Source organism: Pseudomonas sp. M2, assembly GCF_015751845.1.
GTDB classification, from domain to species: domain Bacteria; phylum Pseudomonadota; class Gammaproteobacteria; order Pseudomonadales; family Pseudomonadaceae; genus Aquipseudomonas; species Aquipseudomonas putida_E.
The window spans coordinates 4,295,628-4,321,057 of the sequence record NZ_JADOUD010000001.1; the positions used below are offsets into that span (position 1 = coordinate 4,295,628).

The following is a 25,430-nucleotide window of genomic DNA, read 5'->3' on the forward strand; positions in this document are numbered from 1 at the left end:
GCTAAGAATAAAAAATTGTACAACGCTCTGGATTTGTACAGGTTTTGTCGGTACTGTTGATTTCCTCGCAGGAGCGCGGAACGTTCAAAGGAGTGATGAAGTCTCAGTAATGGCCCATAGCCATAACCTTGTTGCCATTCCGATAGGGGCAGGTGAAATGAACATGAATGTCGCCCCTATGCCGTCCAATGAAGAGCAGCGCTTGGCTGCGGTCGCCGAATGGTGTGTTGCGCACCAGGACTGCAGCACCGAACTGCGCACACTGGTCGAATGGGCCGGCCGTTACTTCAATGCGCCGATGTGCCTGATCTCGATCGTCAGCGAGTGCCAGCAGTGGTTCATGGCCAAGACCGCATTGGAGGCCGACAGCACGCCGCGGGATGTGGCGTTCTGTGCCCATACCATTCTTCAGGCGCAGCCGCTGGAAGTACTGGATGCGACGCAGGACCCGCGCTTTGCCGAAAACCCGCTGGTCACCGGTGCACCCGGCATTCGCTACTATTGCGGCGCTCCGCTGTTGGTGGACAAGCAGGTCGCGATTGGCAGTTTCTGCATCATCGATACGGTCCCGCGTGAGGCCATGGATGATGCTCAGCGCGGGATGTTGCAGGCGTTCGCAGACATGGCAGTGCAGATCATTGCCGGTATACGCCATCGAAATTTCTACGACCAGCCGACCGGGCTGTTCAATCGGGTAAAACTTGAATGCGACGTGCAGACGCGCCTTGAACGCCATGATGCCCTGACCGTGGTGGTGTTCGACATCATGCCGGCGCAGGTGCTTACGCACATGATCAAAGTGTTGGGCTACAACTTCGCCCACGACCTGACCCTTCAGGTGAAAGACCTGATCGTCAGCCAGCTTGACCCGGACCTTGCGTTGTACAAGATCAGCCCCACCCGGTTTGCCGTCATCGTGCATCAGCACCCTTTGGCAATGTGCGCGCGGGTAATCGGTGCGCTGAGCGACCCTGTGCAGTGTCATCAGATTCCCGTGCTCCTGGACGCCGCGGTCGGTATTTCGCCGGTCACCCGCTGCGACGACGATGGCAGCCTTGACTGGTTGCGCCGTGCGGTCGGCGCCGCTGACGCAGCCCGTGGCAACCCTGGCCGCTGCGCGCACTATCAGCCGGAGGTGGACGCCGCGCAGCGCAGGGCATTCTCCCTGTTGACCTCACTGGGGGCGGCGCTGCAGAGCGATGACGAGCTCAGCCTGCACCTGCAGCCGCGAGTCGAACTGCAAGGCCATACCTGCAACAGCGCTGAAGCGCTGTTGCGCTGGCGTCATCCGCAATTGGGGGATATTTCCCCTGCCGAGTTCATCGCCCTGGCCGAGAAAACCGCGCTGATAGCGTCGATCAGTCTGTGGGTGATGCGCGCGGTGTTGAACATCCTGCAACACGCTCAGGCGCCAGACTTGCGCATCAGCATGAATGTCACCGCGCGCGACCTGGAGAGCGCGGCATTCATGGACACCTTGCTTGCCGAGCTCCAGCACAGGGCCATCGCGCCGTGGCGCCTGCAACTGGAGTTCACCGAAAGCGTGCTTATCGAGCATCCCGAAGAAGTACGGCGGCAATTGCTGCGTGCACGTCAGGCCGGGATCGACATCGCCATCGATGACTTTGGTACCGGTTATAGCAACTGGGCTTACCTCAGCCGCATTCCTGCCACCCTAGTGAAACTGGACCGCTCGTTGATCCAGAAAGCCACGCACAGTGCCAAGGACCTCCTATTGGTGCAGTCGCTGGTGGGGTTGGCTAACCAGCTCGGTTACCAGGTTGTGGCCGAAGGCATCGAAACCGCTGAACAGCTCACCTGTGCCAAGGCCTGGGGTTGTACCCAGGCGCAGGGCTATTACCTGGCAAGGCCCATGCCGCTGGCCGCCTTCCAGACGTGGTACTGCAACAACCGGCTCCGCTGGTCGCAGATTTGACTTATTCGTCGCTATTCTCAGCAGGTGCCAGCATGTTCAACCGGCAATTGAAAACCACGCTCGCCGAGCGTGAACGCGAACTGGAAAGCCTTCGGCAATGCCTGGAGCAGATAGAGCAGGCGGGTTTTTTTCTGCGGCTCGACGCCGATTGGCGGATCGTCGACTGCAACATTTCCAGTGCTGCTGCGTTCGGCGTCACTGTGGATGCCTTGACCGGCACTTACCTGAGGCAGTGGCTTCCCGCTGAGGCCTTGCGCGGGTTGGCCAGCGCGCTTGCCAATGGTGTGCCGCTGCACGATGACATGAGCCTGAATGCGGCCAATGGCAAGTCGGCGTGGTGGCGCCTGGGCTGGTATCCGCGGTTGGATGCACAAGGGCGGGTATGCGAGGTCCGCGCATACGGGCGCGACGTGTCCAAAGAGGTCGGGCTGGCTCGGGAGAACCAGGCGCTGCTCGACGCGTTGTTGCGCTCCAGCGCGGTCATCCAGTTCGATCTGGCAGGCAATGTGCTGGCCGCCAATGACACCTTCCTGGCGGGCATGGGATACCGTCTCGATGAAGTGGTGGGTAAGCATCACAGGATGTTTTGCTGCGCAGAAGATACCGCCAGCCCGGCATATGCAGAATTCTGGCGAACGCTCAATACCGGCCGCTACGTCACCGGCCGTTTCCGCCGCCTGGACCGGCACGGGAACGAAGTGTGGCTGGAAGCGAGTTACAACCCGGTGAATGATGCGCAGGGAAAATTGGTGCGGGTGGTCAAGTTCGCCTCGGTGGTTACCGCACAGGTCCAGCGCGAAGAGGCCATCAAACAGGCCGCGCAGATGGCGCTTGAGGTGTCCCGCAATACCGTTGGCGGAGCGTCTGAGGGCGCGGCGGTGGTGCAGCAAGTGGAGCAGACCATGCAGGGCATGACCCGGCAACTGCAATCGGCCGGCACGACGATCACTGCACTGGGCGAGCAATCGGTGTTGATCAGTTCGATCGTCCAGACCATCGGCGGCATCGCTGCGCAGACCAACCTGCTCGCGCTCAATGCAGCCATCGAAGCGGCCCGCGCCGGCGAGCAGGGCAGGGGGTTTGCCGTGGTTGCCGACGAAGTGCGAAAGCTGGCGGCGCGCACCAGCATGGCTACCGATGAGATCGTCTCGGTGGTGGCGCATAACCAGACGCTCGCCAGCCAGGCCGTTGGCGAGATAGAAACCAGCCGGGATCACGCCACGCAGAGCCTGCAGCTTGCTTCGCAGGCAGGTGAGGCGATTGGCGTGATCTTGCAGGGCGCGACGGGTGTGGTGAACGCTGTAGAGCGAGTGAGTCAGGATTTGCGTTGAACCGGGCCAGCGTACTGCTTACCGGGCATCGCTCGATATCAGCGCGGTAAATGGTGGCAGACGATGCGCAGTTCCCCCTCTAGATTCGTGTGGCGTGCTGGAAGCCCCGAACAACAATAACGAGGGACCTGACTATGCCGACCGCCATCCAAGCGAATAACGCCTGGCGCATCCTGTTCTTGCTGTTCCTTGCCAACCTGTTCAATTTCTTCGACCGCACCATACCCGCCATCATCATCGAACCGATTCGCCTGGAGTGGCACCTGAGCGACTTCCAGATCGGCCTGATCGGCACTGCCTTCACCCTGGTCTATGCCATCGCTGGCCTGCCGTTGGCACGGCTGGCCGACACCGGCTCGCGCAGCCGGCTTATGGGCTGGGGCCTGATGGCATGGAGCGGGCTGACGGCAGTCAACGGCATGGTCGGCAGCTTCTGGAGCTTTCTGCTGGTGCGCATGGGGGTGGGCATCGGTGAAGCCAGCTATGCGCCCGCCGCCAATTCGCTGATCGGTGACCTGTTCCCTGCCGAGCGGCGGGCAAGGGCGATGGGTATCTTCATGCTTGGCCTGCCGTTGGGCCTGTTGCTGGCCTTCTTCACCATCGGCGCCATGGTGCAGGCCTTCGGCAGCTGGCGCGCACCGTTCTTCATCGCCGCTGTGCCGGGTGTGGTGCTGGCACTGTTCCTGTTCCTGATCCGCGAACCCGCACGCGGTGCGGCAGAAACCGTAGCCGTCTCCCAGGCTCCACTGGACCGGCCGCTGCGCCGCGTACTTCACGTACCTACCTTCGCCTGGCTGGTGCTCGCCGGCCTTACGTTCAATTTTGCTTCGTACGCCTGCAACTCGTTCATGGTGCCCATGCTGCAGCGGTACTTCGAGCTGCAACTGCAACAAGCCGCAGTGGCCACCGGGGTCATAGTCGGTGTGACCGGCCTGGTAGGCCTGACCCTTGGTGGCTGGGTGGCCGACAAGGTGCATCAGCGCTTTGCCAACGGCCGGCTGATGTTCGCCGTGCTGAGCATGCTGGTCGCCACGCTTGCCACCGCTTGGGCGCTGCACGCCGGGCGGATCGAGCTGGGCCTGTTCGTGGCGTTGTTCGGCGTGGGCTGGCTGTTCTCGTACAACTTCTACACCTGCGTGTACACCGCCATCCAGGACGTGGTGCAGCCCCGCCTGCGCGCCACGGCCATGGCGCTGTATTTCGCCGGGCTGTATCTGCTTGGCGGTGGATTAGGGCCGGTGGTGGTGGGCGGGCTTTCGGACCATTTCGCCGTCGCTGCCATGGACGCAGCGGGGGAGGTGGTGATGAGCGAGGCGTTCAAGGCCCAGGGGTTGCACGACGCGATGTACCTGATACCGGTGGCACTGATGTTGACCATGGTGTTTCTGCTGGCCGCGTCGCGGTGTTTCAGCCGCGATGCGCAGCGCATGCGGGAGGGGATGGTGGCTGACAGCGAAGCACTGGAGGGCCGCGCTGTCCAAGCCTGAGTAACATTGGCCGCGATTGGTTTCTGAGGGTGGCCAACGCTCAGACGTGGCGCCACGTCTGAGCGGCAAGGCCGTTCCGAAAGGCTGTCATGACAGCGTCAGCATCAGAAACTGGCTTTGACCGATACCATGAAGTTGCGTGGCTCACCGTAATAGTTGCCGAAGGTTTCGGTGCCGATGCTGGCGTAGTAGCGCTTGTCGAACAGGTTGTTACCGTTGAGCGCTACCGACCAGGTGTCATCGATGCGATAACCGATACGCCCATTCCAGATCGCATAGCCCGCCTGGTCGATTTTTTCGCCACTGGCGGGCGAGACGCGGAAGTTGTCGCTTTGCGCGTTGACCCCGGCACCGATAGACAACCGCTCTAACGCGCCGCTCAGGGTGTACTCGCCCCACAGGCGCAACACATGCCGAGGCACGTAGCTGTTGAACGCCGCTCCGTTCAGGCTGCTGTCGATGTCGTCCAGGGTCTTGGTCTGGGTGTAGGTGTATCCCGCAAGCAGTTGCAGGCGCTCGATGATTTCCCCACTGAGCTCCGCCTCGAAACCTTGCGCACGTACCCTGCCGGCGTTGACGTAGCAGTAACCATCGGATGACGGGCATGACGAGTTGTAATCGGTCTGCGCCTGGTCTTTCTGAATAGTACGGAACAGGTTGAAGGCGCCGTTCAGTCGCCCCTCCAGCCAGGCCCCCTTGATCCCCAATTCATAGCTCTGGCCCACAAGCGGCTTGAGCGCGGAACCGTCTTCAGACCGGTAGTTGCCTTGCGGAGTGAAGATGTCCGAGTAACTGGCGTAAGCGGTAAGGTTTTCGTTCAAGTCCAGCAGTACCCCGGCGAAGGGCGTGACCTGCCCGGTCTCGCGGGTGCTGGAATGCTCCGACGTACCGGTGTTGATAAAGTCGGAGTCGGTCGTGGAGGTGTACCAGCTCACCCGGCCGCCAACCACCAGGGTCAGTGGGTCGGCCAGTTTCAAACGCAGGGTCGAGTAGAGGCCTTTTTGTGTAGTCTTGGACTTCACCGGCCCGCCGCGAGATGAGTTGTCGATGAAGTAGCTGTCGTCGGGCTCAGGGATGAACTTGTCGGGGTTGAATACATTCTGGCGCTGCGGCAGAAAGGCCACTGAGTAGAAGTCGTCCTTGTTCGAACGGCTCGCATTCATGCCTAGCACCAGTTCATGTTGTTGGCCAAACGCATCGAATGTGCCATCGACGTAGGCGTCCAGGCCGTAATCGACCTGGTCGTAGTCATACATGCTGCCCAGCATGCCAGTGGTATTGGTACCGGGCGTCACTGCACCTGAGGCAAACGCGTACTTGATGTCCTGGGTGTTCTTCGTATAGACGCTGGCAACCTTGAGTTTCCAGTCTTCGTTAAGCTGATGGGACACATCACTGAACACGGTGGTGCGCTGGCTGCGCCAGGTGTTCCATGAGGGGTCCAGGCAGGTTGAGCGGCTCAGCTTCAAGTCGCTGCGATCGCGGTAGCGCGGCAGGCCACCCCAGCATGGGTTGGCATCCACGTCTTCATAGGCAACGCCCAGCCCCAGGGTGGTGTCGGCATTCAGATCGAAGTCGAGCGCACCGTAATACACCTGATCTTTGCGGTTGGCGTCGTCCACGAAATAGTGGCGGCTTTGTTCGGCGATCACTGCCCGGCCGCGCAGAGTGCCGGATGCGTTCAGCGGGCCGCCGGTGTCCAGTTGCCCGCGGTAGTTGTCCCAACTGCCGCCGGACAGGGTGATGTCGGTATGCGCAGCTGCCCGGCCGCGCTTGCGCACGAAATTCACCCCGCCGGCAGTGCCGCCGGAGCCTTTCATCATGCCCGCTGCGCCGCGCAGCACTTCGACCCGGTCGTAGTACGCCATGTCGCTGCTGAAACTGTCGGCCTGGACATAGAGGTTGCCCATGTCCAGCGGCACACCGTCGTACTGATACTGGCCCGACATGCGGAACCCGCGTGAATAGAAGTATTTGCCACCCATGGTCGAGTCGTACACGGTAATGCCGGGCGTCTTCTCCATGACCTGGTCGATGGTGTACAGGTTCTGGTCGTCCATCATCTTGCGGGTCATTACCGTCACCGACTGTGGCGTCTCTTTGAGCGAGTGCTCACCTTTGCCTATGGTGACCGCGCCCGTGGTGTACGAGCCGCTGTTCTCTGTCGTGGCGCCCAGCACCTGGCCGGTGATGTTGGTGGCACCAAGTTCCATTGCCGAACCAGCGGAAGGCACTTCCCGCAGTACATAGGTGCCGTTGGACTGCGCCTGGGCTTGCAGGCCGCTGCCGGCCAGAATCCGGCTAAAGCCTTCAATGACACCGAAGGTACCTTTGAGCCCCGAGGAGCTAAAGCCGTCTGTTTGCCTGGCATCAAACGAAATCGCCGCCCCCGCCGCGCTGGCGAAGTGGCCAAGGACTTCGGTCAGGCTGCCACCAGGGATGTCGAACGACCGCACTGCGCTGTGCTGGGCCGCCACGGCTGCCTCGACCGTTGCTGTGGACCAGGCTCCGACAGTGGTTACTGCCAGCAGCGCGACTTTTACCGCGGTCGCCAGACGACCACGCTTGAATACCTCAGACATCCTAATCCCCCCCTGAAAATGATCGATGACACCCAATGGGGGATGAGCCGAACGATGCGTAAGAAAAGTGCAAAAAAGAATTTTTTAATTACTGAGGCGGGACGACAGGAGGCGACACATTGACCCAGAAACGGCTGTAACGCGTGACGCGTAATGAAAGCCCGCTTTCCAGCGCAGCCAACGCCAGGTCGGTGTCATCGATTGGGAACGCGCCAGAGACCCTCAGTTGCGCAATACGCGGATCACAGCGCAGCACGCCGGTGCGGTAGCGCGACAGGTCGGAAAGCAGTTCGACCAGGGGGCGATCAATGGCAATGATGCTGCCGTGTTGCCAGGCTCCCACCGTAGCGTCATTACGCCGTAGCTGCCCCACCGTGAGGTCGGTGAAGGCGATGGATTGCCCGGCCTCAACGCGCACTGTCAATGCGCTGCTGGACGCTCTGACTTCTACCGCTTTCTCCAGGACTGCCACCTCACCGCCCAGCGCTTGTGTGCGAACGATAAAGCGCGTGCCCAGCGCCCGGACCTCGCCATGTGTGGTGCTTACCTTGAATGGCCGCTGTGCTGGGTCGTTAGCGGTCGATACCAGAATTTCACCGCGAAGCAGTTCCAGCACCCGTTGCTGGCCGTCGTACTTGAGGTTTACAGAGGTGTCGGTGTTCAGCAGCAGTGAACTGCCATCGGCCAAACGAAAGGTACGGCGCTCACCCACTGCGGTGCGGTAATCGGCAAACAGCTGTTGCGAGCTGTTGCTACGCCACCCCAGCCAGCCCAGCGAGGTGGCTGGCACTAATACCAATACGCTGCGTAACAGCTGCCGGCGGGAACGTGCGGCACCACGCAGGGCGGGTGCGGCCAGCGCACCCGGCACGCTTGCCATCTGCTCCCCCACAGCGGTCATCCGCTGCCAGGCTTGGCGATTGACCGGGTCGGCAGCCAGCCAGTCGTTCCAGGCGCTGCGATCGGCGTCGGTGGCGATGCCAGACTGCAGCCGCGCGTACCAGCGGGCTGCTGCACTGATGGCCTGCAACTCGGCGGGCGAAAGGCTCATGCCAATTGCATCTGCATCAAACAGCAATGCTCCATTGCCTTTGCCATGTAGTTGTTGACGCTGCGCACGCTGATGTTCAGCTGCTCGGCAATCTGCGGGTAGGTCAGCCCGTCGAATTGCGACAGCATGAACACCTGCCTGACCTTCGGCCCCAGCCCTTGCAACAGGCGATCGATTTCTACCAGTGCCTGCAACATGATCGCCTGCTCTTCCAGCGACGGGTGCTGTGCTTGCGGCAAGGCTGCCAAGGTTTCCAGGTATGCCTGTTCCAGTGAGCGCCGACGAAACAGGTCGATCAGCAAGCCCTTGGCGATCCTCGACAAGTACGGGCGCGGCTCGCGAATGTCCAGTGCGCTGCGTGCCTTGATCACCCGCACGAACGTATCCTGCGTCAGGTCCGCGGCATCGAATGCGTTGCCAAGCCTCTTGCGTAGCCAGCCATTGAGCCAGCTGTGATGCTCGCAATACAGGTGATTGACGGCGCTACGCAGAGAGAGGTCGTTGGCGGGCATTTTGGATGGAATGGTTCGCGATTGGTAATGAATCTTATTGTCGTGCGTGGTGGAGGTGTTTGCAATAGCAAAGGTTTGCCCGAAGGCTACGCCTTTCGCGCCTTAGGCCCACGGGCGTTGTCGTACACCGTGACAAGCACGTAGGCCACCTTCCTGATTGCTTTGCCAGAGGCTTTTAGCTGGTAAAACAGCTCCTCCAGGGATTCGAACTCATGCATCAAGGCTATTATCAGAGCCGAGACGGGCGATCTAGGCGGCAGCGAAACAGCCTGCTGCTCCGTGCTCTGGGCGCACAACCTCTGCCTTGATACGGGTAAAACCATCAGGCCCTGGAAGGCAGTCACCGTTCAGTGTCATGACGCAAAAACGCCGCCTCCAGCAGTTGCTGCGTATAAGCATGCTGGGGTGAATGGAAGATCTGCTGAGCCTCGCCTTGCTCCACAACATGCCCCTGCTTGATCACCATCAGTTGGTGACTCAACGCTTTGACCACGGCAAGGTCATGGCTGATGAACAGGTAGGTGAGGTTGTACTTGTGCTGCAAGTTGCGCAGCAATTCCACCACCTGCCGCTGCACCGTACGATCCAGCGCAGACGTCGGCTCATCCAGCAGAATCAACGCCGGCTTGAGCACCAGCGCCCGGGCGATGGCGATACGTTGACGTTGCCCACCCGAAAACTCATGCGGGTAGCGGTGGCGCGTGCGTGGGTCCAGGCCTACCTCTTCCAGCGCCGCGATAATTGCCGCTTCCTGTTCTGCGGCTGTACCAATCTTGTGAATCCGCAGCCCCTCACCAACGATATCCGCCACACACATACGTGGGCTGAGGCTACCAAAGGGGTCCTGAAACACCACTTGCATCTCACGTCGCAGTGGCCGCACCTGCTTCTGGTTCAAGCCTTCCAGCGCCTGGCCATGGAAGCGGATGCCCCCCTGGCTCGAAATCAGGCGCAAGATCGCCAGCCCCAGCGTCGACTTGCCAGATCCCGACTCACCCACGATCCCCAGTGTCTGCCCTTGCGGCAAGCTGAAGTTGATCCCGTCCACCGCCTTCACATGGTCAACCGTCTTGCGCAGCAAGCCTTTCTTGATCGGGAACCATACCTTCAGGTCGTTCACTTCCAGCAGCGGTGCGCCAACCGGGTTATGTGCCGGCAAGCCGCTGGGCTCGGCATTGATCAGCATCTGTGTGTAATGGTGCTGCGGCGCACTGAACAGCGTCGCGCAATCGGCCTGCTCGACAATCTGCCCACGCTGCATCACGCAAACACGGTGGGCAATGCGCCTTACCAGGTTCAGGTCATGGCTGATCAGCAGCAATGCCATGCCCAACCGCGCCTGCAGTTCCTTGAGCAGCTCTAGAATCTTCAACTGCACGGTCACGTCGAGCGCAGTGGTGGGTTCATCGGCAATCAGCAACTCCGGCTCATTGGCCAGCGCCATGGCGATCATCACCCGCTGCCGCTGGCCACCGGACAGCTCGTGGGGCAGGGCCTTCAGCCGCTTGCGCGGCTCGGGAATGCCCACCAGCTCCAGCAACTCCAGCGTGCGCGCAGTGGCTTGCTTGCCGGTGAGGCCCTTGTGCAGCAGCAGGATTTCGTTGATCTGCTTTTCGATGCAGTGCAGCGGGTTCAGCGAGGTCATCGGCTCCTGGAAGATCATCGCGATGCGGTTGCCGCGAATCTTCTGCATGGCCTTCTCACCTTGCTGCAGCAGGTCCTTGCCTTCATAGCCGATGCTGCCGCTAGGGTGGCGTGCCAGCGGGTAGGGCAGCAGGCGCAGAATCGAGTGGGCGGTAACGGACTTGCCCGAACCGCTCTCGCCGACCAGCGCCAGGGTCTCACCCTTGCGGATGTCGAAGCTGATGCCATCGACCACACGGTTGACCTGTTCGCCGGTAACGAACTCCACCGCCAGGTCGCGCACTTCGATCAGGTTCTGTTCACTCATCTCACTTCCTCGGGTCGAAGGCATCGCGGGCGGATTCGCCGATGAATACCAGCAGGCTCAGCATGATCGCCAATACGGCAAAGGCGCTGATGCCCAGCCATGGCGCCTGCAGGTTGGACTTGCCTTGGGCCACCAGTTCGCCCAGCGACGGCGCGCCCGGTGGCAGGCCGAAACCGAGGAAGTCCAGGGCGGTCAGGGTGCCGATGGCACCGGTGAGGATGAAGGGCATGAAGGTCATGGTTGAAATCATGGCGTTGGGCAGGATGTGCCGGTACATGATCGCGCCATTGCGCATCCCTAGGGCACGGGCGGCGCGCACGTACTCGAGGTTGCGCCCGCGCAGGAACTCGGCACGCACCACGTCGACCAGGCTCATCCACGAAAACAGCAGCATGATGCCCAGCAACCACCAGAAGTTGGGCTGCACGAAGCTGGCAAGGATGATCAGCAGGTACAGCACCGGCAAGCCGGACCAGATCTCCAGAAAGCGCTGGCCGGCAAGGTCCACCCAGCCACCGTAAAAGCCCTGCAGGGCACCGGCGATGACGCCGATGATGGAACTGAGGATGGTCAGGGTGAGGGCGAACAGCACCGAAATGCGGAAGCCGTAGATCACCCGCGCCAGTACATCGCGGCCCTGATCGTCGGTGCCCAGCAGGTTGTCCGCCGAGGGTGGCGCAGGGGCGGGTACGCGCAGGTCGTAATTGATGCTCTGGTAGCTGTACGGGATCGGGGCCCACAGCACGAAGCTGTCTTTTTTGGCCAGTAGCTCCCGGATATACGGGCTCTTGTAGTTGGCCTCCAGTGGGAACTCGCCGCCGAAGGTGGTTTCCGGGTAGCGCTTGAAGGCCGGGAAAAACCACTCGCCGTCGTAGCGCACGGCAATCGGTTTGTCGTTGGCGATCAGCTCGGCGCCCAGGCTCAGGCCGAACAGGATGAGGAACAGCCACAGCGACCACCAGCCGCGTCGGTTGGCCTTGAAGCGCTCGAAGCGCCGACGGTTGAGAGGGGACAAGGCCATGTCAGTGCTCCCGGCTGGCGAAGTCGATGCGCGGATCGACCAGGGTGTAGGTGAGGTCGCCGATCAGTTTCACCACCAGCCCTAGCAGGGTGAAGATGAACAGGGTGCCGAACACCACCGGGTAGTCGCGGTTGATGGCCGCCTCGAAACTCATCAGGCCCAGGCCGTCGAGGGAGAAAATCACCTCGATCAGCAGGGAGCCGGTGAAGAAGATGCCGATGAACGCCGAAGGGAAGCCCGCGATCACCAGCAACATGGCGTTGCGGAACACGTGGCCGTACAGCACCCGCGAGCGGCCCAGGCCTTTGGCTTTGGCGGTGACCACGTATTGCTTGTTGATCTCGTCGAGGAAGCTGTTCTTGGTCAGCAGGGTCATGGTGGCGAAGTTGCCGATCACCAGGGCGGTGATCGGCAGCACCAGGTGCCAGAAGTAGTCGAGCACTTTGCCGGTGGTGGACAGCTCGTCGAAGTTGTTCGAGGTCAGGCCGCGCAGCGGGAACCAGTCGAAGTAGCTGCCGCCGGCGAACAGCACGATCAGCAGGATGGCGAACAGGAACGCCGGGATGGCATAACCGACGATGATCGCCGAGCTGGTCCAGACGTCGAAGTGGCTGCCGTGGCGCACCGCCTTGGCGATACCCAGGGGGATCGACACCAGGTACATGATCAGCGTGCTCCACAGCCCGAGCGAAATCGACACCGGCATCTTCTCGGCGATCAGGTCGATGACCTTGGCATCGCGAAAGAAGCTCTCGCCGAAGTCCAGCTGGGCGTAGTTCTTGACCATGATCCATAAACGCTCGGGGGGCGACTTGTCGAAACCGTACATGCGCTCGATTTCGGCGATCAGCGCAGGGTCGAGGCCCTGGGCACCGCGGTAGTTGGAGCCGGCCACGGAGACTTCGGCGCCGCCGCCGGCAATCCGGCTGGTGGCACCCTCGAAGCCTTCGAGCTTGGCGATCATCTGTTCCACCGGGCCGCCGGGGGCGGCCTGGACGATGATGAAGTTGATCACCAGGATGCCGAACAGGGTCGGGATGATCAGCAGCAGGCGACGCAGGATGTAGGCCAGCATGTCAGTTGGCCTCTTGCGCAGGCGCTTCGGACACGGCTGGCGTCACCTCGGGCTTGATCCACCAGGTGTCGATGCCGATGTCGTACTTGGGCGAAACCTTGGGGTGGCCGATGTGGTTCCAGTAGGCCACGCGCCAGGTCTTAATGTGCCAGTTGGGGATCACGTAGTAACCCCACAGCAGCACGCGGTCCAGGGCGCGGGCGTGGTTGATCAGGCTCTGTCGGGAATCGGCGTTGATCAGCGCTTCGACCAGTTGGTCGATGGCCGGGTCCCGCAGGCCCATGAAGTTGCGGCTGCCGGGGTTGTCGGCAGCGGCACTGGACCAGAACTCGCGCTGCTCGTTGCCTGGGGAGCTGGACTGCGGATAGCCACTGACGATCATGTCGAAGTCACGCGAGCGCAGGCGGGTGATGTACTGGGAAACGTCGACGCGGCGGATGTTCAGGTCGATGCCAAGGTCGGCCAGGTTGCGTTTGAACGGCAGCAGGATGCGCTCGAATTCGGTCTGGGCCAGCAGAAACTCGATGGACACCGGTTTGCCGTTCTTGTCGACCATCTTGTCGTCGACGATCTTCCAGCCAGCGTCCATCAGCAGCTTGTAGGCCTGGCGCTGCTGTTCGCGGATCATGCCGCTGCCGTCGGTGACCGGGTTGTGGAAAGCCTCGCTGAACACCTGTTCGGGGACCTTGCCGCGCATAGGCTCGAGGATTTTCAGCTCGTCAGGCGAGGGCAGGCCCTGGGCGGCCATTTCGGAGTTTTCGAAGTAGCTGCCGGTGCGGGTGTAGGCGCCGTTGAACAACTGCTTGTTGGTCCACTCGAAGTCCAGCAGCAGGCTCAGCGCCTGGCGCACGCGGATGTCCTGAAACACCGGTTTACGCAGGTTGAAAATGAAACCCTGCATGCCTGTGGGGTTGCCGTTGGGCAGCTCTTCCTTGATCAGGCGGCCATCGCGTACGGCGGGAACGTTGTAGGCGGTGGCCCAGTTTTTCGCGCTGGTCTCAAGGCCATAGTCGAACTGGCCGGCCTTGAGTGCTTCCAGCGCGACGGTGTTGTCGCGGTAGGAGTCGAAGGTCATGGCGTCAAAGTTGAACTGGCCGCGGTTGAGCGGCAGGTCCTTGGCCCAGTAGTCCTTGACCCGCTCGTAGCGGATCGAGCGGCCGGGCTTGACCTCGGTGATCTTGTACGGGCCGCTGCCGAGCGGGATTTCCAGGTTGCCGCGGTTGAATTCGCGGCCTTCGTACCAGTGCTTGGGCAGCACGGGCAACTGGCCGAGGATCAGCGGCAACTCGCGGTTGTTCTTGTGCTTGAAGGTGAACAGCACGCGCAGCGGGTCTTCGGCGACGACTTGGGCGACATCGCCATAGTACTGGCGGTACAGCGGTGCGCCGTCCTTGATCAGGGCGTTGAAGGTGAACACCACGTCTTCGGCCCGCATCGGGTGGCCGTCGTGGAAGCGCGCCTCGGGGCGCAGGTAGAAGCGCACCCAGCTGTTGTCCGGGGCCTTTTCGATCTTGCCGGCAACCAGGCCGTACTCGGTGAACGGCTCGTCCAGGCTCTGGCGCATCAAGGTGTCGTAGATGGCGCTGAGGTTTTCGGCGGCCACCCCTTTGTTGATGAACGGGTTGAGGCTGTCGAAGCCGCCGAAACTTGACTGGCGGAAGGTGCCGCCCTTGGGCGCGTCGGGGTTGACGTAGTCGAAGTGCTTGAAGTCGGCCGGGTACTTCGGCGCTTCATCATAAAGGGTCAGTGCGTGTTGTGGCGCGGCCATTGCCGGTAGGCTCAGGCAGGCAAGCAGCAGGCTGCCTGCCAGCTGGCGCAGGCGGTATGTTGGCATCATTGGGCTTTCTCCGAAGTCTTTAGCCACCAGGTATTCAGCCCCAGGGTATAGGGCGGTGTGGTGACGAAACCGAACCGGTTGCGGTAGGCCAGGCGGTGATTGTCGAGATACCAGTTGGGGATCATGTAGTACTGCCAGGACAGCACGCGGTCCAGGGCGCGGGCGGCGGCGACCTGGTCATCGCGGGTGCGTGCGGCGAGCAAGGTGTCGAGCAGGTGGTCGACCACCGGATCCTTGACCCCAGCATAATTTTTGCTGCCCTTGGTCGCAGCCTGGCTGGAATGGAAGTACAGCCACTGCTCAAGGCCGGGGCTCAAGGTCTGGCTCAAGGTCATCAGAATCATGTCGAAGTCGAACTGGTCCAGGCGTTGTTTGTACTGGGCACGGTCCACGGTGCGCAAGCGCGCATCGATGCCGATGCTCGCCAGGTTTTCGACATAAGGTTGCAGGATGCGTTCGAGGTTGGGATTCACCAGCAGCAGCTCCATGCGCAATTGCTGGCCTTGTGCGTTCACCAGGCGCTGGCCGTCGAGCTTCCAGCCGGCGCGACCGAGCAGGCTCAGCGCCTGGCGCAGGCTCTGGCGGTCGATGCCGCGGCCATCGGTGTGGCTGACCTGATAGGGCTGGGTGAACAGCTTTTCCGGCAATTGGTCACGGAACGGCGCCAGCAGCAGCCACTCCTTGCCCGTGGGCAGGCCGCTGGCGGCAAACTCGCTGTTGGGGTAGTAGCTGGTCGAGCGCCGGTAGGCGCTGCTGAACAGGGCGCGGTTGGTCCACTGGAAGTCGAGCATCAGGCCCAGCGCCTGGCGTACCCTGGCGTCGCTGAAGGTGGCCCGGCGGCTGTTCATGAACAGCCCCTGGGTCTGGGTCGGGATGCGATGGGGGATCTGGGCCTTTATCACCTCGCCACGGCGCAGTGCCGGGAAGTTGTAGCCGTTGGCCCAGTTCTTTGCCTGATGCTCGATATAGATGTCGAACTCGCCTGCCTTGAAGGCTTCGAACGCGACTGTGGCGTCCCGATAGAACTCGTATTCGATGCGGTTGAAGTTGTACTTGCCGCGGTTTACCGCCAGGTCCTTGCCCCAGTAGTTCTTTACCCGCTCGAACACCAGGCGCCTGCCGGGCTGCACCTGAGTGATGCGGTAGGGGCCGCTGCCAAGCGGCGGCTCGAAGGTGGTGGCCTTGAAATCGCGGTTTTGCCAGTAGTGTTTGGGCAGCACCGGCATCTCGCCCAGGCGCAGGATCAGCAGCGGGTTGCCAGCGCGCTTGAACACGAAGCGGATGCGCAGCGGGCCAAGGATATCCACGCGCTGCACTTCCTGCAGGTTGGTGCGGTAGATCGGGTGGCCGTCCTTGAGCAGCGTGCGGTAAGAGAAGGCGACGTCTGCAGAAGTGATCGGTTTGCCGTCATGCCAGCGCGCTTGCGGGCGCAGGTTGAACACCACCCAACTGCGGTCCTCGCTGTACTCCACCGAGCGGGCGATGAGGCCGTAACTGGAGGTGGGCTCGTCCCCGGAAGGGTCATACATGCCGGTGCCGACCATCAGTGTTTCGTTGAGCTCGTTGACACCGTACTGCAGGAAGTTCGGCGTTGTGACCGGGCTAGAACCCTTGAAGGTATAGGCGTTGAGCGTGTCGAAGGTGCCCAATGCCATGGCGCGCAAGGTGCCGCCCTTGGGCGCTTGCGGGTTGACCCAGTCGAAGTGGGTGAATGTGGCTGGGTACTTGAGCGTGCCGAACTGCGCGTATCCGTGGCTTTCGCTCACCATCGCGGCTGCGGGAAAGCTCAAGGCCAGGCTGAGTGACAGCAGGAGGGGACGTATCAAGTCGGCATCCGATCCAGAGGCGTTGGGCTTTGGTCGGGCTACAGTAACAGCTTGGCGGGGTTGGAAAAAGGGTGTGTCTGGAAGGAGATCAAGGGGCTGCGGAGCAGCCCCGGGTTGCCATCAGTGCCCCAGGTAGACGGTCAAGGTCTGGCCTGGCTTGAGGGCGTGCCCGCTGCGCGGATTCCAGCGCTTGAGGTGCTTCATCTCAACATTGAAACGTTTTGCCACCAGATACAGCGAGTCACCCTTGCGGACCTTGTACTGGGTAGAGCGCTTGGAGGATGCCGCCACCCGGTTGCCTGCCGCACTACCACCACGCAGTGCCAACACCTGGCCGGCCTTTACACGGCTACCCGATAGTTTGTTCCAGCGCTGGATATCCTTGACCGAAACCCGGTTGGCCCTGGCAATGGTGCTCAGGCTGTCGCCGCGCTTTACGCGGTAACTGCGCGCTCTGGCAGGTGCCTTGGCTTCGGCCACGGCGCGTGCGAACACGGCTTTGTTCGGCTGCAGGCTGACCAGTTGTTCAGGCTTGAGGTTGGACAGGCTGTCGGACAGCAGTTGCGCCTTGGCCGTCGGTACCAGCAATTGTTTGGGCCCATCCACGGTCATGCGCTTCTTGAATGCCGGGTTGAGCTGGATCAGTTCGTCTTCGTCGATGTTGGCGAAGGCGGCTACCCGCGACAGGTCCAGGCGGTCCTTGATGGCGACAGCTTCGAAGTAGGGCTCGTTGGCGATCGGGTTGAGGTTCACGCCGTAGGCTTCGGGGGTCAGGACCACCTGCGACAGGGCCAGCAGCTTGGGCACGTAGTCGCGCGTCTCCTGTGGCAGTGGCAGGTTCCAGTAATCGGTGGGCAGGCCGAGTTTCTCGTTGCGCTCGATCGCCCGGCTGACGGTGCCTTCACCGGCGTTGTAGGCAGCCAGTGCCAGCAGCCAGTCGCCGTTGAACATGTCGTGCAGGCGGCTCAGGTAATCCAGCGCGGCGTTGGTCGACGCGGTGATGTCGCGGCGACCATCGTAGAAATTGGTCTGGCGCAGGTTGAAGTGGCGCCCGGTAGAGGGGATGAACTGCCACATGCCTGCAGCATGGGCGCGCGAGTAGGCCATGGGGTTGTAGGCGCTTTCGATCGCCGGCAACAGGGCCAGTTCCAGCGGCATGTCGCGTTCTTCCAGGCGCTCGACGATGTAGTGCAGGTACAGGCTGCCGCGCTCACCGGCGTTTTCGAGGAACGAGGGGTTGCTGGCGAACCACAGCCGCTGCTGCTCGATGCGCGGGTTGACGTCGATGGTGTCTTGCAGGGCGAAGCCCTGGCGCATGCGCTCCCACACATCCTGCGGCGCCTGCTCGGCGGGTTTGACCGCGAGCGGAACGGGTTTGTGTTTGATCCGCGCCTGGTAGCTGTGCGCGCGAACGCTGTCGGATTCGTCGAGCTGACGGGTGCTCTGGCAGCCCACCAGGGTGGCGGCCAGCGCCAGCGCACTGATTTGGGCCAGGCGCGTCAGGGCGACTGAATGAGCGGTTCTGCGGCTACGGGAAGACATCGGCGGGGACGGGTATCCGGGCAAAAAATTTCGGCGATTCTAGAAACCGCATCCCGCCGGGTCAACCTTCGAGCACATGTTGCGATATATCTTCAGGTTATCAGAAGGTGTCCTTCCAAGACCTCAAGGCAGCAAAAACAGCGACATGCGTGGTGTTTGAATGTCCCTTCCATTCGTCAGCTTTTTGTTTAACTAATGTTTCAGAGGTACGCAGAAAGGGGTTGGTCAGCCGTTCCAGGCCGATGGTTGATGGCAATGTGATGCGATTTTCGGCGCGCAGCCGGGTAACATCATCGAAACGTTGCAGAACGTGCGGGTTTTGTGGCTCCACGGCCTTGGCGAAGCGCAAGTTGCTGAGGGTGTACTCGTGGGCGCAGTACACCTCGGTACGCTCCGGCAGCGCGGCCAACCTGGCGAGGGCAGGCTGCATCTGCTCTGGCGTGCCTTCGAACATCCGCCCGCAGCCAGCGGCGAACAACGTGTCGCCACTGAATAGCACCGGTGTCGCAGGTTGGTCGCTGAAGAAGGCGATATGACCCAGCGTGTGCCCCGGTACTGCCAGAACCTGGAAGGTCACGCCCACCGCGGTCACTTCGTCACCTTCGTCCAAGGCAAGGTCGCGGCACGGAATACGCTCGTTGGCCGGGCCGCTGACCCGCGCACCGGTCAGTTTTTTCAGCCGCTCGACACCGCCCACGTGGTCATTGTGGTGGTGGGTGACCAGAATATCCTCCAGCACCCAGTCGGGATTGGCGGCCAGCCATGCCTCCACGGGGGCGGCATCACCAGGATCGACCACCGCGCAGCGGCGTTTGGCAGTATCCTGTAACAACCAGATGTAGTTGTCGGAGAAAGCGGGGAGAGCATCGATCTGTATCATGGTGCGGATCCGTATCGCCTAGCGTGGCACATGAGGCCATCTTAGCCGCGATGGCGCGGTGCGAGAACCTTCGAGGGAGAGCGCAAATGACCGACCAACCCTTTGCCCAGGCCGACCCGGCCTGGATCGAGCTGATCAGCCTGGCCCGTGACTGGTTCCACGGCCCGCTCGGCCAGCTGATGCTCAAAGAAGAGGAAAAATTGTTGGAGGAGGAGCTCGGGCGCTTCTTCGGGGGTTACCTGGTGCATTACGGCCCCTGCGCCGAGGCTCCGCCCAGCGCCCCCCAGGTACAGCGCAACGTGCGTCTGGGCGCGCCGCTGCCGGGGGTGGAGATCGTCTGCGAGGAGCAGGCCTGGCCCTTGAGCGAGCACGCTGCCGACGTGGTGGTGCTGCAGCACGGCCTGGACTTCTGCCTGTCGCCCCATGGCTTGCTGCGCGAGGCCGCCAGTGCCGTCCGCCCCGGCGGGCATCTGCTGATTGTCGGGATCAACCCCTGGAGCAGTTGGGGCATACGCCACTTTTTCAGCCACGGCGCGCTGCGCAAGGCCCGCTGCATCTCGCCGTCACGGGTCGGCGACTGGCTCAACCTGCTGGGCTTCGCGCTGGAGAAACGCCGCTTCGGGTGCTATCGTCCGCCGCTTGCCTCACCGGCCTGGCAACAACGCCTGGCGGGCTGGGAACGGGTAGCAGGCGGTTGGCAGAGCTCCGGTGGCGGTGTTTACCTGCTGGTAGCGCGCAAGATGGTGGTTGGCCTGAGGCCGCTGCGCCAGGAGCGCCGCGAACCGATGGGCAAGTTGCTGCCTTTGCCATTGGCCAAGGTCAACCGCACCGCGGTCAGCCCGGATACCGAAAAGCACTGAACATGAGTGGTACATGAGCGATAGCGTCGAGTTGTATACCGATGGTGCCTGCAAGGGCAATCCAGGCCCTGGTGGCTGGGGGGTCCTGTTGATCTACAAGGGCGTCGAAAAGGAGCTGTGGGGCGGCGAACGCGAAACCACCAACAACCGCATGGAACTGATGGCCGCGATTCAGGGCTTGATGGCGCTCAAGCGCGAATGCGAGGTGGTGTTGACCACCGACTCGCAGTACGTGATGAAGGGCATCAACGAGTGGATGGTCAACTGGAAGAAGCGCGGCTGGAAGACCGCCGCGAAGGAGCCAGTGAAGAACGCCGACCTGTGGCAGCAGCTCGACGAGCAGGTCAACCGCCACAAGGTCACCTGGAAGTGGGTGCGCGGGCACATCGGCCACCCCGGTAACGAGCGCGCTGACCAATTGGCCAACCGTGGCGTCGACGAGGTACGCGCCAAACGTTGAGCTGCGGTACAATCCTCGGCTTTGTAACTGATGCAAGTTGGAGCGCCCCGCGTGGAGCAGCAGCAAGATAAACGCCTGGTCATTCTCGATACCGAAACCACCGGCATGCCGGTCAGCGAAGGCCACCGGATCATCGAGATCGGCTGCGTCGAAGTCATTGGCCGGCGCCTGACCGGTCGGCACTTCCACGTCTATCTGCAACCGGACCGCGAGAGTGACGAGGGCGCGATCAATGTCCACGGCATCACCGACGCGTTCCTGGTCGGCAAGCCGCGCTTCGGCGATGTGGCCGAGGAATTCTTCGAATTCATTCAGGGCGCCACGCTGGTCATCCATAACGCGGCGTTCGACGTCGGCTTCATCAACAACGAGTTCGCCCTGCTCGGTCAGCGCGACCGCGCCGACATCTCGCAGCACTGCACCATCCTCGACACACTGTTGCTGGCCCGCGCCCGGCACCCGGGGCAGCGCAACAGCCTTGACGCGCTGTGCAAGCGTTACGATATCGACAACTCCGGCCGTGAACTGCACGGCGCGTTGCTCGACTCGGAGCTGCTGGCTGATGTCTACCTGGCAATGACCGGTGGCCAGACCAGCCTTTCGCTGGCTGGCAATGGGGCGGACGGCGACAATGAAGGGCAGGGCAGCGGTGGCAGCGAGATCCGCCGGATTACCGGGCGTGCGCCTGGGCGGGTGATCATGGCCACTGCCGAGGAACTGGAGGCGCATGCAGAGCGCCTGGCGGCTATCGCCAAGTCGGCGGGCGGGCCGTCGATGTGGCAGGTATTGACCGAAACGCCTGCCGGTTGATGCTGAGCCTGCCCTGGCCTTATCGCCGCAACCTGGCTCCCACAAGCTCTTTACTGAACTGCAAATTCGCGTAGGCACCGGCGTGCCTGCGACAGGGCCGTACTGAGAGCACCAGGCTCTACTACCCTGTGAAAGACGCTCTGTCCTTCGGAGGTTGCAGCCTGATGTACAAGGACCTCAAGTTCCCCATCCTCATCGTCCACCGTGCCATCAAGGCCGACAGCGTTGCCGGCGAGCGCGTGCGGGGGATTGCCGATGAACTGCGTCAGGACGGCTTCGCCATTCTCGCCGCGGCAGACAATGCCGAAGCCCGTCTGGTCGCGGCCACCCACCACGGCCTGGCCTGCATGCTGATCGCCGCCGAAGGCATTGGCGACAATACTCACCTGTTGCAGAACATGGCCGAGTTGATCCGCCTGGCCCGCCAGCGTGCTCCTGACCTGCCAATCTTCGCCCTGGGCGAACAGGTCACCTTGGAAAACGCTCCCGCCGAAGCGATGAGCGAGCTCAACCAGCTGCGCGGCATCCTTTACCTGTTCGAGGACACCGTGCCGTTCCTCGCCCGCCAGGTAGCACGTGCCGCACACAACTACCTCGACGGCTTGCTGCCGCCTTTCTTCAAGGCTTTGGTACAGCACACCGCGCAGTCCAATTATTCCTGGCACACACCCGGCCATGGCGGTGGCGTGGCCTACCGCAAAAGCCCGGTGGGCCAAGCCTTCCATCAATTCTTCGGCGAGAATACCTTGCGCTCGGACTTGTCCGTCTCGGTGCCGGAACTGGGCTCGCTGCTCGATCACACTGGCCCTTTGGCAGCGGCCGAAGCCAGGGCGGCGCGCAACTTTGGCGCCGACCATACCTTCTTCGTGATCAATGGCACCTCCACCGCCAACAAGATTGTCTGGCATGCCATGGTCGGCCGTGATGACCTGGTGCTGGTGGACCGTAACTGCCACAAGTCGGTGGTCCATGCCATCATCATGACCGGCGCCATTCCCATCTACCTATGCCCCGAGCGCAACGAACTGGGCATCATCGGGCCGATCCCGCTCAGCGAATTCAGCGCCGAGTCGATCCAGGCCAAGGTGCTGGCCAACCCCTTGGCCAAGGGGCGCGAACCGCGCATCAAGCTGGCGGTGGTGACCAACTCAACCTATGACGGGCTGTGCTACCACGCCGGGCTGATCAAGCAAGCTCTGGGCAGCAGCGCGCAGGTGCTGCACTTCGATGAAGCCTGGTTCGCTTACGCGGCGTTTCATGAGTTCTTCACGGGGCGCTATGCGATGGGTACGGCCTGCACCGAGGGCAGCCCGTTGGTGTTCAGCACGCACTCGACGCACAAGCTGCTGGCGGCCTTCAGCCAGGCGTCGATGATCCATGTACAGGACGGCGCCCAGCGGCAACTGGACCGAGATCGCTTCAATGAAGCCTTCATGATGCATATCTCGACGTCACCGCAGTACAGCATCCTGGCTTCTTTGGATGTGGCTTCGACCATGATGGAGGGGCCCGCGGGGCGTTCGCTGCTGCAAGAGATGTTTGACGAGGCACTGAGCTTTCGTCGCGCCCTGGCTAACCTGCGTGCACATATCGCGGCCACCGATTGGTGGTTCAGTATCTGGCAGCCGCCTGGGGCAGAAGGCGTCGATCAGCTCGCTGCGCAGGACTGGCTGCTGCAGCCTGGGGCGCAGTGGCATGGCTTTGGCGAATTGGCGGGCGATTATGTGCTGCTTGACCCGTTGAAGGTCACCCTGGTGATGCCGGGGTTGCGTGTCGACGGCGTGTTGGACGAGCAGGGCATTCCGGCGGCAGTGGTCAGCAAGTTTCTCTGGGAGCGCGGGTTGGTGGTGGAGAAGACCGGCCTTTACAGCTTCCTGGTGCTGTTCTCGATGGGCATTACCAAGGGCAAGTGGAGCACGCTGCTGACCGAGTTGCTGGAGTTCAAACGCCATCATGATGGCAATACTCCGTTAAGCCAGTGCCTGCCGAGCATCGTTGCAGTCGACACGGCACGCTACCACGGTATCGGCCTGCGCGACCTGTGCAACCAGCTGCATGACTGCTATCGCGTCAATGCCACGGCCAAGCAGCTCAAAGGGTTGTTCAGTCGCTTGCCGGAAGTGGCGCTCAGCCCGGCCCGGGCATATGACCATATGGTGCGCGGTGAGGTGGAAGCGGTGCCGATAGAGGCATTGCTCGGCCGTGTCGCGGCAGTCATGCTGGTGCCCTATCCGCCGGGCATACCCTTGATCATGCCGGGGGAGCGGTTCACTGAAGCTACCCGCTCGATCCTCGACTACCTGGCGTTTGCCCGCGCCTTCAACAGCGGTTTTCCCGGCTTTGTCGCCGATGTGCACGGCCTGCAGAGCGAAGCCGGAAGCTATACGGTCGATTGCGTCAAGGAATGCGAATGATCTCGACGCCGGTCTGTACCAGTTCAAAACGGTCTTCACCCAAGTGGTTGACTCGGTCGCCGATGGCCAGGCGATAGGTGGTGACCGGTGCGCCCTGTACGCTGCCGTCGGTCTGCAGGGTGGACTCTTGGAACTCGTGGACGGGGTAGATACGGCCTTCGGCGTCACGGGCGTGGAATTGGCCGACCATTACTGCTGCCATTTAAGTGAAAACCTCTGAATTGCGTAGGAAATGTCTGCAGGAATAGACCGTGGATGGTACCTGGAAGTTTTCTGGTGGAGGAAAAAAACCTAAGCGCCGAGCAATGGTCATCTATAACTACAACGTCTCTTAACCCAGCAAAGGTTGGAAATCGCCATGAGCCAGGTGTATTCGGTAGCGGTCGTCGTCGGCAGCTTGCGCAAGGATTCGTACAACCGCAAGGTGGCCCGTGCCCTTTCAGAGCTGGCACCGTCCAGTCTTGCCTTGAAAATCGTCGAAATCGGCGATCTGCCACTGTACAACGAGGATGTCGAGGCTGCGGGTGTGCCCGAGCCGTGGAGGCGCTTTCGCGACGAGATCCGGCGCAGCGACGCGGTGCTGTTCGTCACCCCGGAGTACAACCGCTCTGTACCGGGCTGCCTGAAAAATGCCATCGATGTGGGCTCACGTCCCTATGGGCAAAGCGCCTGGGGTGGCAAACCTACGGCGGTGGTGAGCGTCTCGCCCGGTGCCATTGGCGGGTTTGGGGCCAACCATGCCGTGCGCCAGTCGCTGGTGTTTCTCGACATGCCGTGCATGCAGATGCCCGAAGCTTATATCGGTGGGGCGGCTAGCCTTTTCGAGGACAGTGGCAAGCTCAATGACAAGACCCGGCCGTTTCTGCAGGGTTTCATCGACAAGTTTGCCTCCTGGGTGAAGCTGAACCGGGCGGTTTGAGCCGGCCTTGTCGTCGGTAAGCCGGCCCCACAGCTACCCCACCGTTCGTGAAAACGGCGGGGTAGCTGTGGAAGCCGGCTTGCCGGCGAAAGCTGCAACACAGATCGGTCAGAACGCCTGCGGCATCTCTCCCTTGGCCAACCGCCGGTTGATATCGGCGACCACCTCGGGCAGTTCATTGATGGTGTCGATCAGGTAGTGCGGGCGTGACCCTGCGAACAGCGCATGAATGCGCTTGCGCTCACTCTCCAGCTTCTCAGCGCTCAACGCCTGGTACCCCTCCCAGGTCAGCCCGAGCGCGTTGCCCGAGCACACCAGAGCCACGGTCCACATGCCGGCACGGCGGCCTTCGAGGATGCCCGGCACGGTGTCGTCGACCTTGACGCAGGCCGCCACGTCGTCGATGCCCAGGGCGATCACGTTGGCCAGTGCCTGTGCCGGCCACGGGCGGCCGTTCGGGGTTTCGTCGGTGGCCACCACATGATCGGCGACATAGCCGTTCTGGGCCGCCAGCTCCACCACCTTGTCCATCACCACTTTCGGGTAGCCCGAGCATGAGCCGATTTTCAGGCCGTCCCGGCGCAAGCCGGTGAGGGTGTCCAGAGCACCGGGAATCAGCGCCGAATGCACGGCGATCTTCTCGATCTGCAGCGGCATGAAGCGGTTATAGATGGCAGTGACGTCCTCGTCGGTCGGCGTGCGGCCGAACACGTTGCGATAGCGTTCGGCAATTTCCGGCACGTCACATAGGGTGCGAATATGGTCCCACTTGCCCATGCCCATCGGGCCGCGGGCTTCTTCGATGGAAACCTGGACGTCGAACTCGGCGAAGGCTTCGACGAAGATCTGGGTCGGGGCGAAAGAGCCGAAGTCGACCACGGTGCCGGCCCAGTCGAGGATGGCGGCTTGCAGCTGGGTGGGGTTGCTGTAGTTCAT

General features: G+C 61.9%; 20 protein-coding genes. 8 read left to right on the forward strand and 12 right to left on the reverse strand.

Translation table 11 applies throughout. From position 1 onward, the window contains the following. Positions 1 to 163: 163 nt before the first annotated feature. From IWW33_RS19865 to IWW33_RS19875, 3 genes are all read left to right on the forward strand, one after another. A complete protein-coding gene (locus IWW33_RS19865) occupies positions 164 to 1,936 on the forward strand; it encodes a GGDEF and EAL domain-containing protein (protein WP_231386171.1) in 1,773 nt (590 codons plus the stop codon). 32 nt (positions 1,937 to 1,968) lie between these two features. Continuing rightward, entirely contained in the window at positions 1,969 to 3,267 is a 1,299-nt protein-coding gene (locus tag IWW33_RS19870; RefSeq protein ID WP_174142524.1) for a PAS domain-containing methyl-accepting chemotaxis protein, read from the forward strand. A gap of 134 nt (positions 3,268 to 3,401) precedes the next feature. Continuing rightward, positions 3,402 to 4,754 (forward strand): MFS transporter, encoded by a 1,353-nt coding sequence (locus IWW33_RS19875; protein ID WP_115274297.1) that lies wholly within the window; start codon positions 3,402 to 3,404, stop codon positions 4,752 to 4,754. 104 nt (positions 4,755 to 4,858) lie between these two features. Here the strand turns inward: IWW33_RS19875 and IWW33_RS19880 are convergent, their stop codons facing one another. From IWW33_RS19880 to gloB, 10 genes are all read right to left on the reverse strand, one after another. Beyond that, positions 4,859 to 7,336, reverse strand: a complete 2,478-nt coding sequence (locus tag IWW33_RS19880; RefSeq protein ID WP_174142523.1) for a TonB-dependent siderophore receptor — start codon at positions 7,334 to 7,336, stop codon at positions 4,859 to 4,861. An 88-nt stretch (positions 7,337 to 7,424) separates the two neighbouring features. Further along, complete coding sequence (locus IWW33_RS19885; RefSeq protein ID WP_115274299.1) at positions 7,425 to 8,387, reverse strand: FecR domain-containing protein; 963 nt, start codon at positions 8,385 to 8,387, stop codon at positions 7,425 to 7,427. Then, complete coding sequence (locus IWW33_RS19890) at positions 8,384 to 8,899, reverse strand: sigma-70 family RNA polymerase sigma factor (RefSeq protein WP_115274300.1); 516 nt, start codon at positions 8,897 to 8,899, stop codon at positions 8,384 to 8,386. The genes IWW33_RS19885 and IWW33_RS19890 overlap by 4 nt, the downstream gene beginning before the upstream one ends. Positions 8,900 to 9,239: 340 nt before the next feature. Further along, the gene (locus IWW33_RS19895; protein WP_115274302.1) at positions 9,240 to 10,850 is read right to left on the reverse strand and encodes an ABC transporter ATP-binding protein; all 1,611 of its coding nucleotides are present in this window, start codon (positions 10,848 to 10,850) and stop codon (positions 9,240 to 9,242) included. Between the two features lies 1 nt (position 10,851). Next, positions 10,852 to 11,871: an ABC transporter permease gene (locus IWW33_RS19900; protein WP_046785219.1), complete on the reverse strand. Its 1,020-nt coding sequence runs from the start codon at positions 11,869 to 11,871 to the stop codon at positions 10,852 to 10,854. 1 nt (position 11,872) lies between these two features. Next, a complete protein-coding gene (locus IWW33_RS19905; protein WP_119687471.1) occupies positions 11,873 to 12,946 on the reverse strand; it encodes a microcin C ABC transporter permease YejB in 1,074 nt (357 codons plus the stop codon). 1 nt (position 12,947) lies between these two features. Then, on the reverse strand, positions 12,948 to 14,783 hold the full coding sequence (locus IWW33_RS19910) for an extracellular solute-binding protein (RefSeq protein ID WP_174142522.1): 1,836 nt from the start codon (positions 14,781 to 14,783) through the stop codon (positions 12,948 to 12,950). After that, the gene (locus IWW33_RS19915) at positions 14,780 to 16,609 is read right to left on the reverse strand and encodes an extracellular solute-binding protein (protein ID WP_204918484.1); all 1,830 of its coding nucleotides are present in this window, start codon (positions 16,607 to 16,609) and stop codon (positions 14,780 to 14,782) included. Before IWW33_RS19915 ends, IWW33_RS19910 begins: the two co-directional genes overlap by 4 nt. A 120-nt stretch (positions 16,610 to 16,729) precedes the next feature. Then, positions 16,730 to 18,151 carry a lytic transglycosylase domain-containing protein gene (locus tag IWW33_RS19920; RefSeq protein WP_046785216.1) on the reverse strand — a complete coding sequence of 474 codons (1,422 nt, stop codon included), beginning with the start codon at positions 18,149 to 18,151 and terminating at the stop codon, positions 16,730 to 16,732. A gap of 100 nt (positions 18,152 to 18,251) precedes the next feature. Further along, positions 18,252 to 19,031: a hydroxyacylglutathione hydrolase gene (gloB, locus tag IWW33_RS19925; protein WP_115274306.1), complete on the reverse strand. Its 780-nt coding sequence runs from the start codon at positions 19,029 to 19,031 to the stop codon at positions 18,252 to 18,254. Between the two features lie 86 nt (positions 19,032 to 19,117). Here gloB and IWW33_RS19930 point away from each other — a divergent pair, with 86 nt between their 5' ends. The 4 genes from IWW33_RS19930 to IWW33_RS19945 all read left to right on the forward strand — a co-directional run bounded on the left by IWW33_RS19930 (position 19,118) and on the right by IWW33_RS19945 (position 23,575). Next, positions 19,118 to 19,891, forward strand: coding sequence for a methyltransferase domain-containing protein (locus IWW33_RS19930; RefSeq protein ID WP_012315305.1), 774 nt, complete (start codon positions 19,118 to 19,120; stop codon positions 19,889 to 19,891). Positions 19,892 to 19,904: 13 nt separating this feature from the next. Continuing rightward, complete coding sequence (gene rnhA, locus IWW33_RS19935) at positions 19,905 to 20,351, forward strand: ribonuclease HI (RefSeq protein WP_012315304.1); 447 nt, start codon at positions 19,905 to 19,907, stop codon at positions 20,349 to 20,351. 51 nt (positions 20,352 to 20,402) lie between these two features. After that, the gene (dnaQ, locus tag IWW33_RS19940) at positions 20,403 to 21,161 is read left to right on the forward strand and encodes a DNA polymerase III subunit epsilon (RefSeq protein WP_039602584.1); all 759 of its coding nucleotides are present in this window, start codon (positions 20,403 to 20,405) and stop codon (positions 21,159 to 21,161) included. A gap of 164 nt (positions 21,162 to 21,325) precedes the next feature. Continuing rightward, positions 21,326 to 23,575 carry an Orn/Lys/Arg decarboxylase N-terminal domain-containing protein gene (locus tag IWW33_RS19945; protein ID WP_174142521.1) on the forward strand — a complete coding sequence of 750 codons (2,250 nt, stop codon included), beginning with the start codon at positions 21,326 to 21,328 and terminating at the stop codon, positions 23,573 to 23,575. On the opposite strand, the gene IWW33_RS19950 is transcribed toward IWW33_RS19945, so the two are convergent. Next, positions 23,559 to 23,777: a hypothetical protein gene (locus IWW33_RS19950; RefSeq protein WP_046785212.1), complete on the reverse strand. Its 219-nt coding sequence runs from the start codon at positions 23,775 to 23,777 to the stop codon at positions 23,559 to 23,561. The two genes, IWW33_RS19945 and IWW33_RS19950, sit on opposite strands and share 17 nt — an antisense overlap. A 156-nt stretch (positions 23,778 to 23,933) precedes the next feature. Here IWW33_RS19950 and IWW33_RS19955 point away from each other — a divergent pair, with 156 nt between their 5' ends. After that, positions 23,934 to 24,494 carry an NADPH-dependent FMN reductase gene (locus IWW33_RS19955; RefSeq protein ID WP_046785211.1) on the forward strand — a complete coding sequence of 187 codons (561 nt, stop codon included), beginning with the start codon at positions 23,934 to 23,936 and terminating at the stop codon, positions 24,492 to 24,494. A gap of 108 nt (positions 24,495 to 24,602) precedes the next feature. Here IWW33_RS19955 and phnX read toward each other — a convergent pair whose 3' ends face one another. Then, positions 24,603 to 25,430, reverse strand: coding sequence for a phosphonoacetaldehyde hydrolase (phnX, locus tag IWW33_RS19960; protein ID WP_115274307.1), 828 nt, complete (start codon positions 25,428 to 25,430; stop codon positions 24,603 to 24,605).

Bases quoted from the DNA above. Each gene is read 5' to 3' on its own strand.
- IWW33_RS19865 (WP_231386171.1), top strand. From the start codon at position 164: ATGAATGTCGCCCCTATGCCGTCCAATGAAGAGCAGCGCTTGGCTGCG.
- IWW33_RS19870 (WP_174142524.1), top strand. From the start codon at position 1,969: ATGTTCAACCGGCAATTGAAAACCACGCTCGCCGAGCGTGAACGCGAA.
- IWW33_RS19875 (WP_115274297.1), top strand. From the start codon at position 3,402: ATGCCGACCGCCATCCAAGCGAATAACGCCTGGCGCATCCTGTTCTTG.
- IWW33_RS19880 (WP_174142523.1), bottom strand. From the start codon at position 7,336: ATGTCTGAGGTATTCAAGCGTGGTCGTCTGGCGACCGCGGTAAAAGTC.
- IWW33_RS19885 (WP_115274299.1), bottom strand. From the start codon at position 8,387: ATGAGCCTTTCGCCCGCCGAGTTGCAGGCCATCAGTGCAGCAGCCCGC.
- IWW33_RS19890 (WP_115274300.1), bottom strand. From the start codon at position 8,899: ATGCCCGCCAACGACCTCTCTCTGCGTAGCGCCGTCAATCACCTGTAT.
- IWW33_RS19895 (WP_115274302.1), bottom strand. From the start codon at position 10,850: ATGAGTGAACAGAACCTGATCGAAGTGCGCGACCTGGCGGTGGAGTTC.
- IWW33_RS19900 (WP_046785219.1), bottom strand. From the start codon at position 11,871: ATGGCCTTGTCCCCTCTCAACCGTCGGCGCTTCGAGCGCTTCAAGGCC.
- IWW33_RS19905 (WP_119687471.1), bottom strand. From the start codon at position 12,946: ATGCTGGCCTACATCCTGCGTCGCCTGCTGCTGATCATCCCGACCCTG.
- IWW33_RS19910 (WP_174142522.1), bottom strand. From the start codon at position 14,783: ATGATGCCAACATACCGCCTGCGCCAGCTGGCAGGCAGCCTGCTGCTT.
- IWW33_RS19920 (WP_046785216.1), bottom strand. From the start codon at position 18,151: ATGTCTTCCCGTAGCCGCAGAACCGCTCATTCAGTCGCCCTGACGCGC.
- gloB (WP_115274306.1), bottom strand. From the start codon at position 19,031: ATGATACAGATCGATGCTCTCCCCGCTTTCTCCGACAACTACATCTGG.
- IWW33_RS19930 (WP_012315305.1), top strand. From the start codon at position 19,118: ATGACCGACCAACCCTTTGCCCAGGCCGACCCGGCCTGGATCGAGCTG.
- rnhA (WP_012315304.1), top strand. From the start codon at position 19,905: ATGAGCGATAGCGTCGAGTTGTATACCGATGGTGCCTGCAAGGGCAAT.
- IWW33_RS19945 (WP_174142521.1), top strand. From the start codon at position 21,326: ATGTACAAGGACCTCAAGTTCCCCATCCTCATCGTCCACCGTGCCATC.
- IWW33_RS19950 (WP_046785212.1), bottom strand. From the start codon at position 23,777: ATGGCAGCAGTAATGGTCGGCCAATTCCACGCCCGTGACGCCGAAGGC.
- IWW33_RS19955 (WP_046785211.1), top strand. From the start codon at position 23,934: ATGAGCCAGGTGTATTCGGTAGCGGTCGTCGTCGGCAGCTTGCGCAAG.
- phnX (WP_115274307.1), bottom strand. From the start codon at position 25,430: ATGAACTACAGCAACCCCACCCAGCTGCAAGCCGCCATCCTCGACTGG.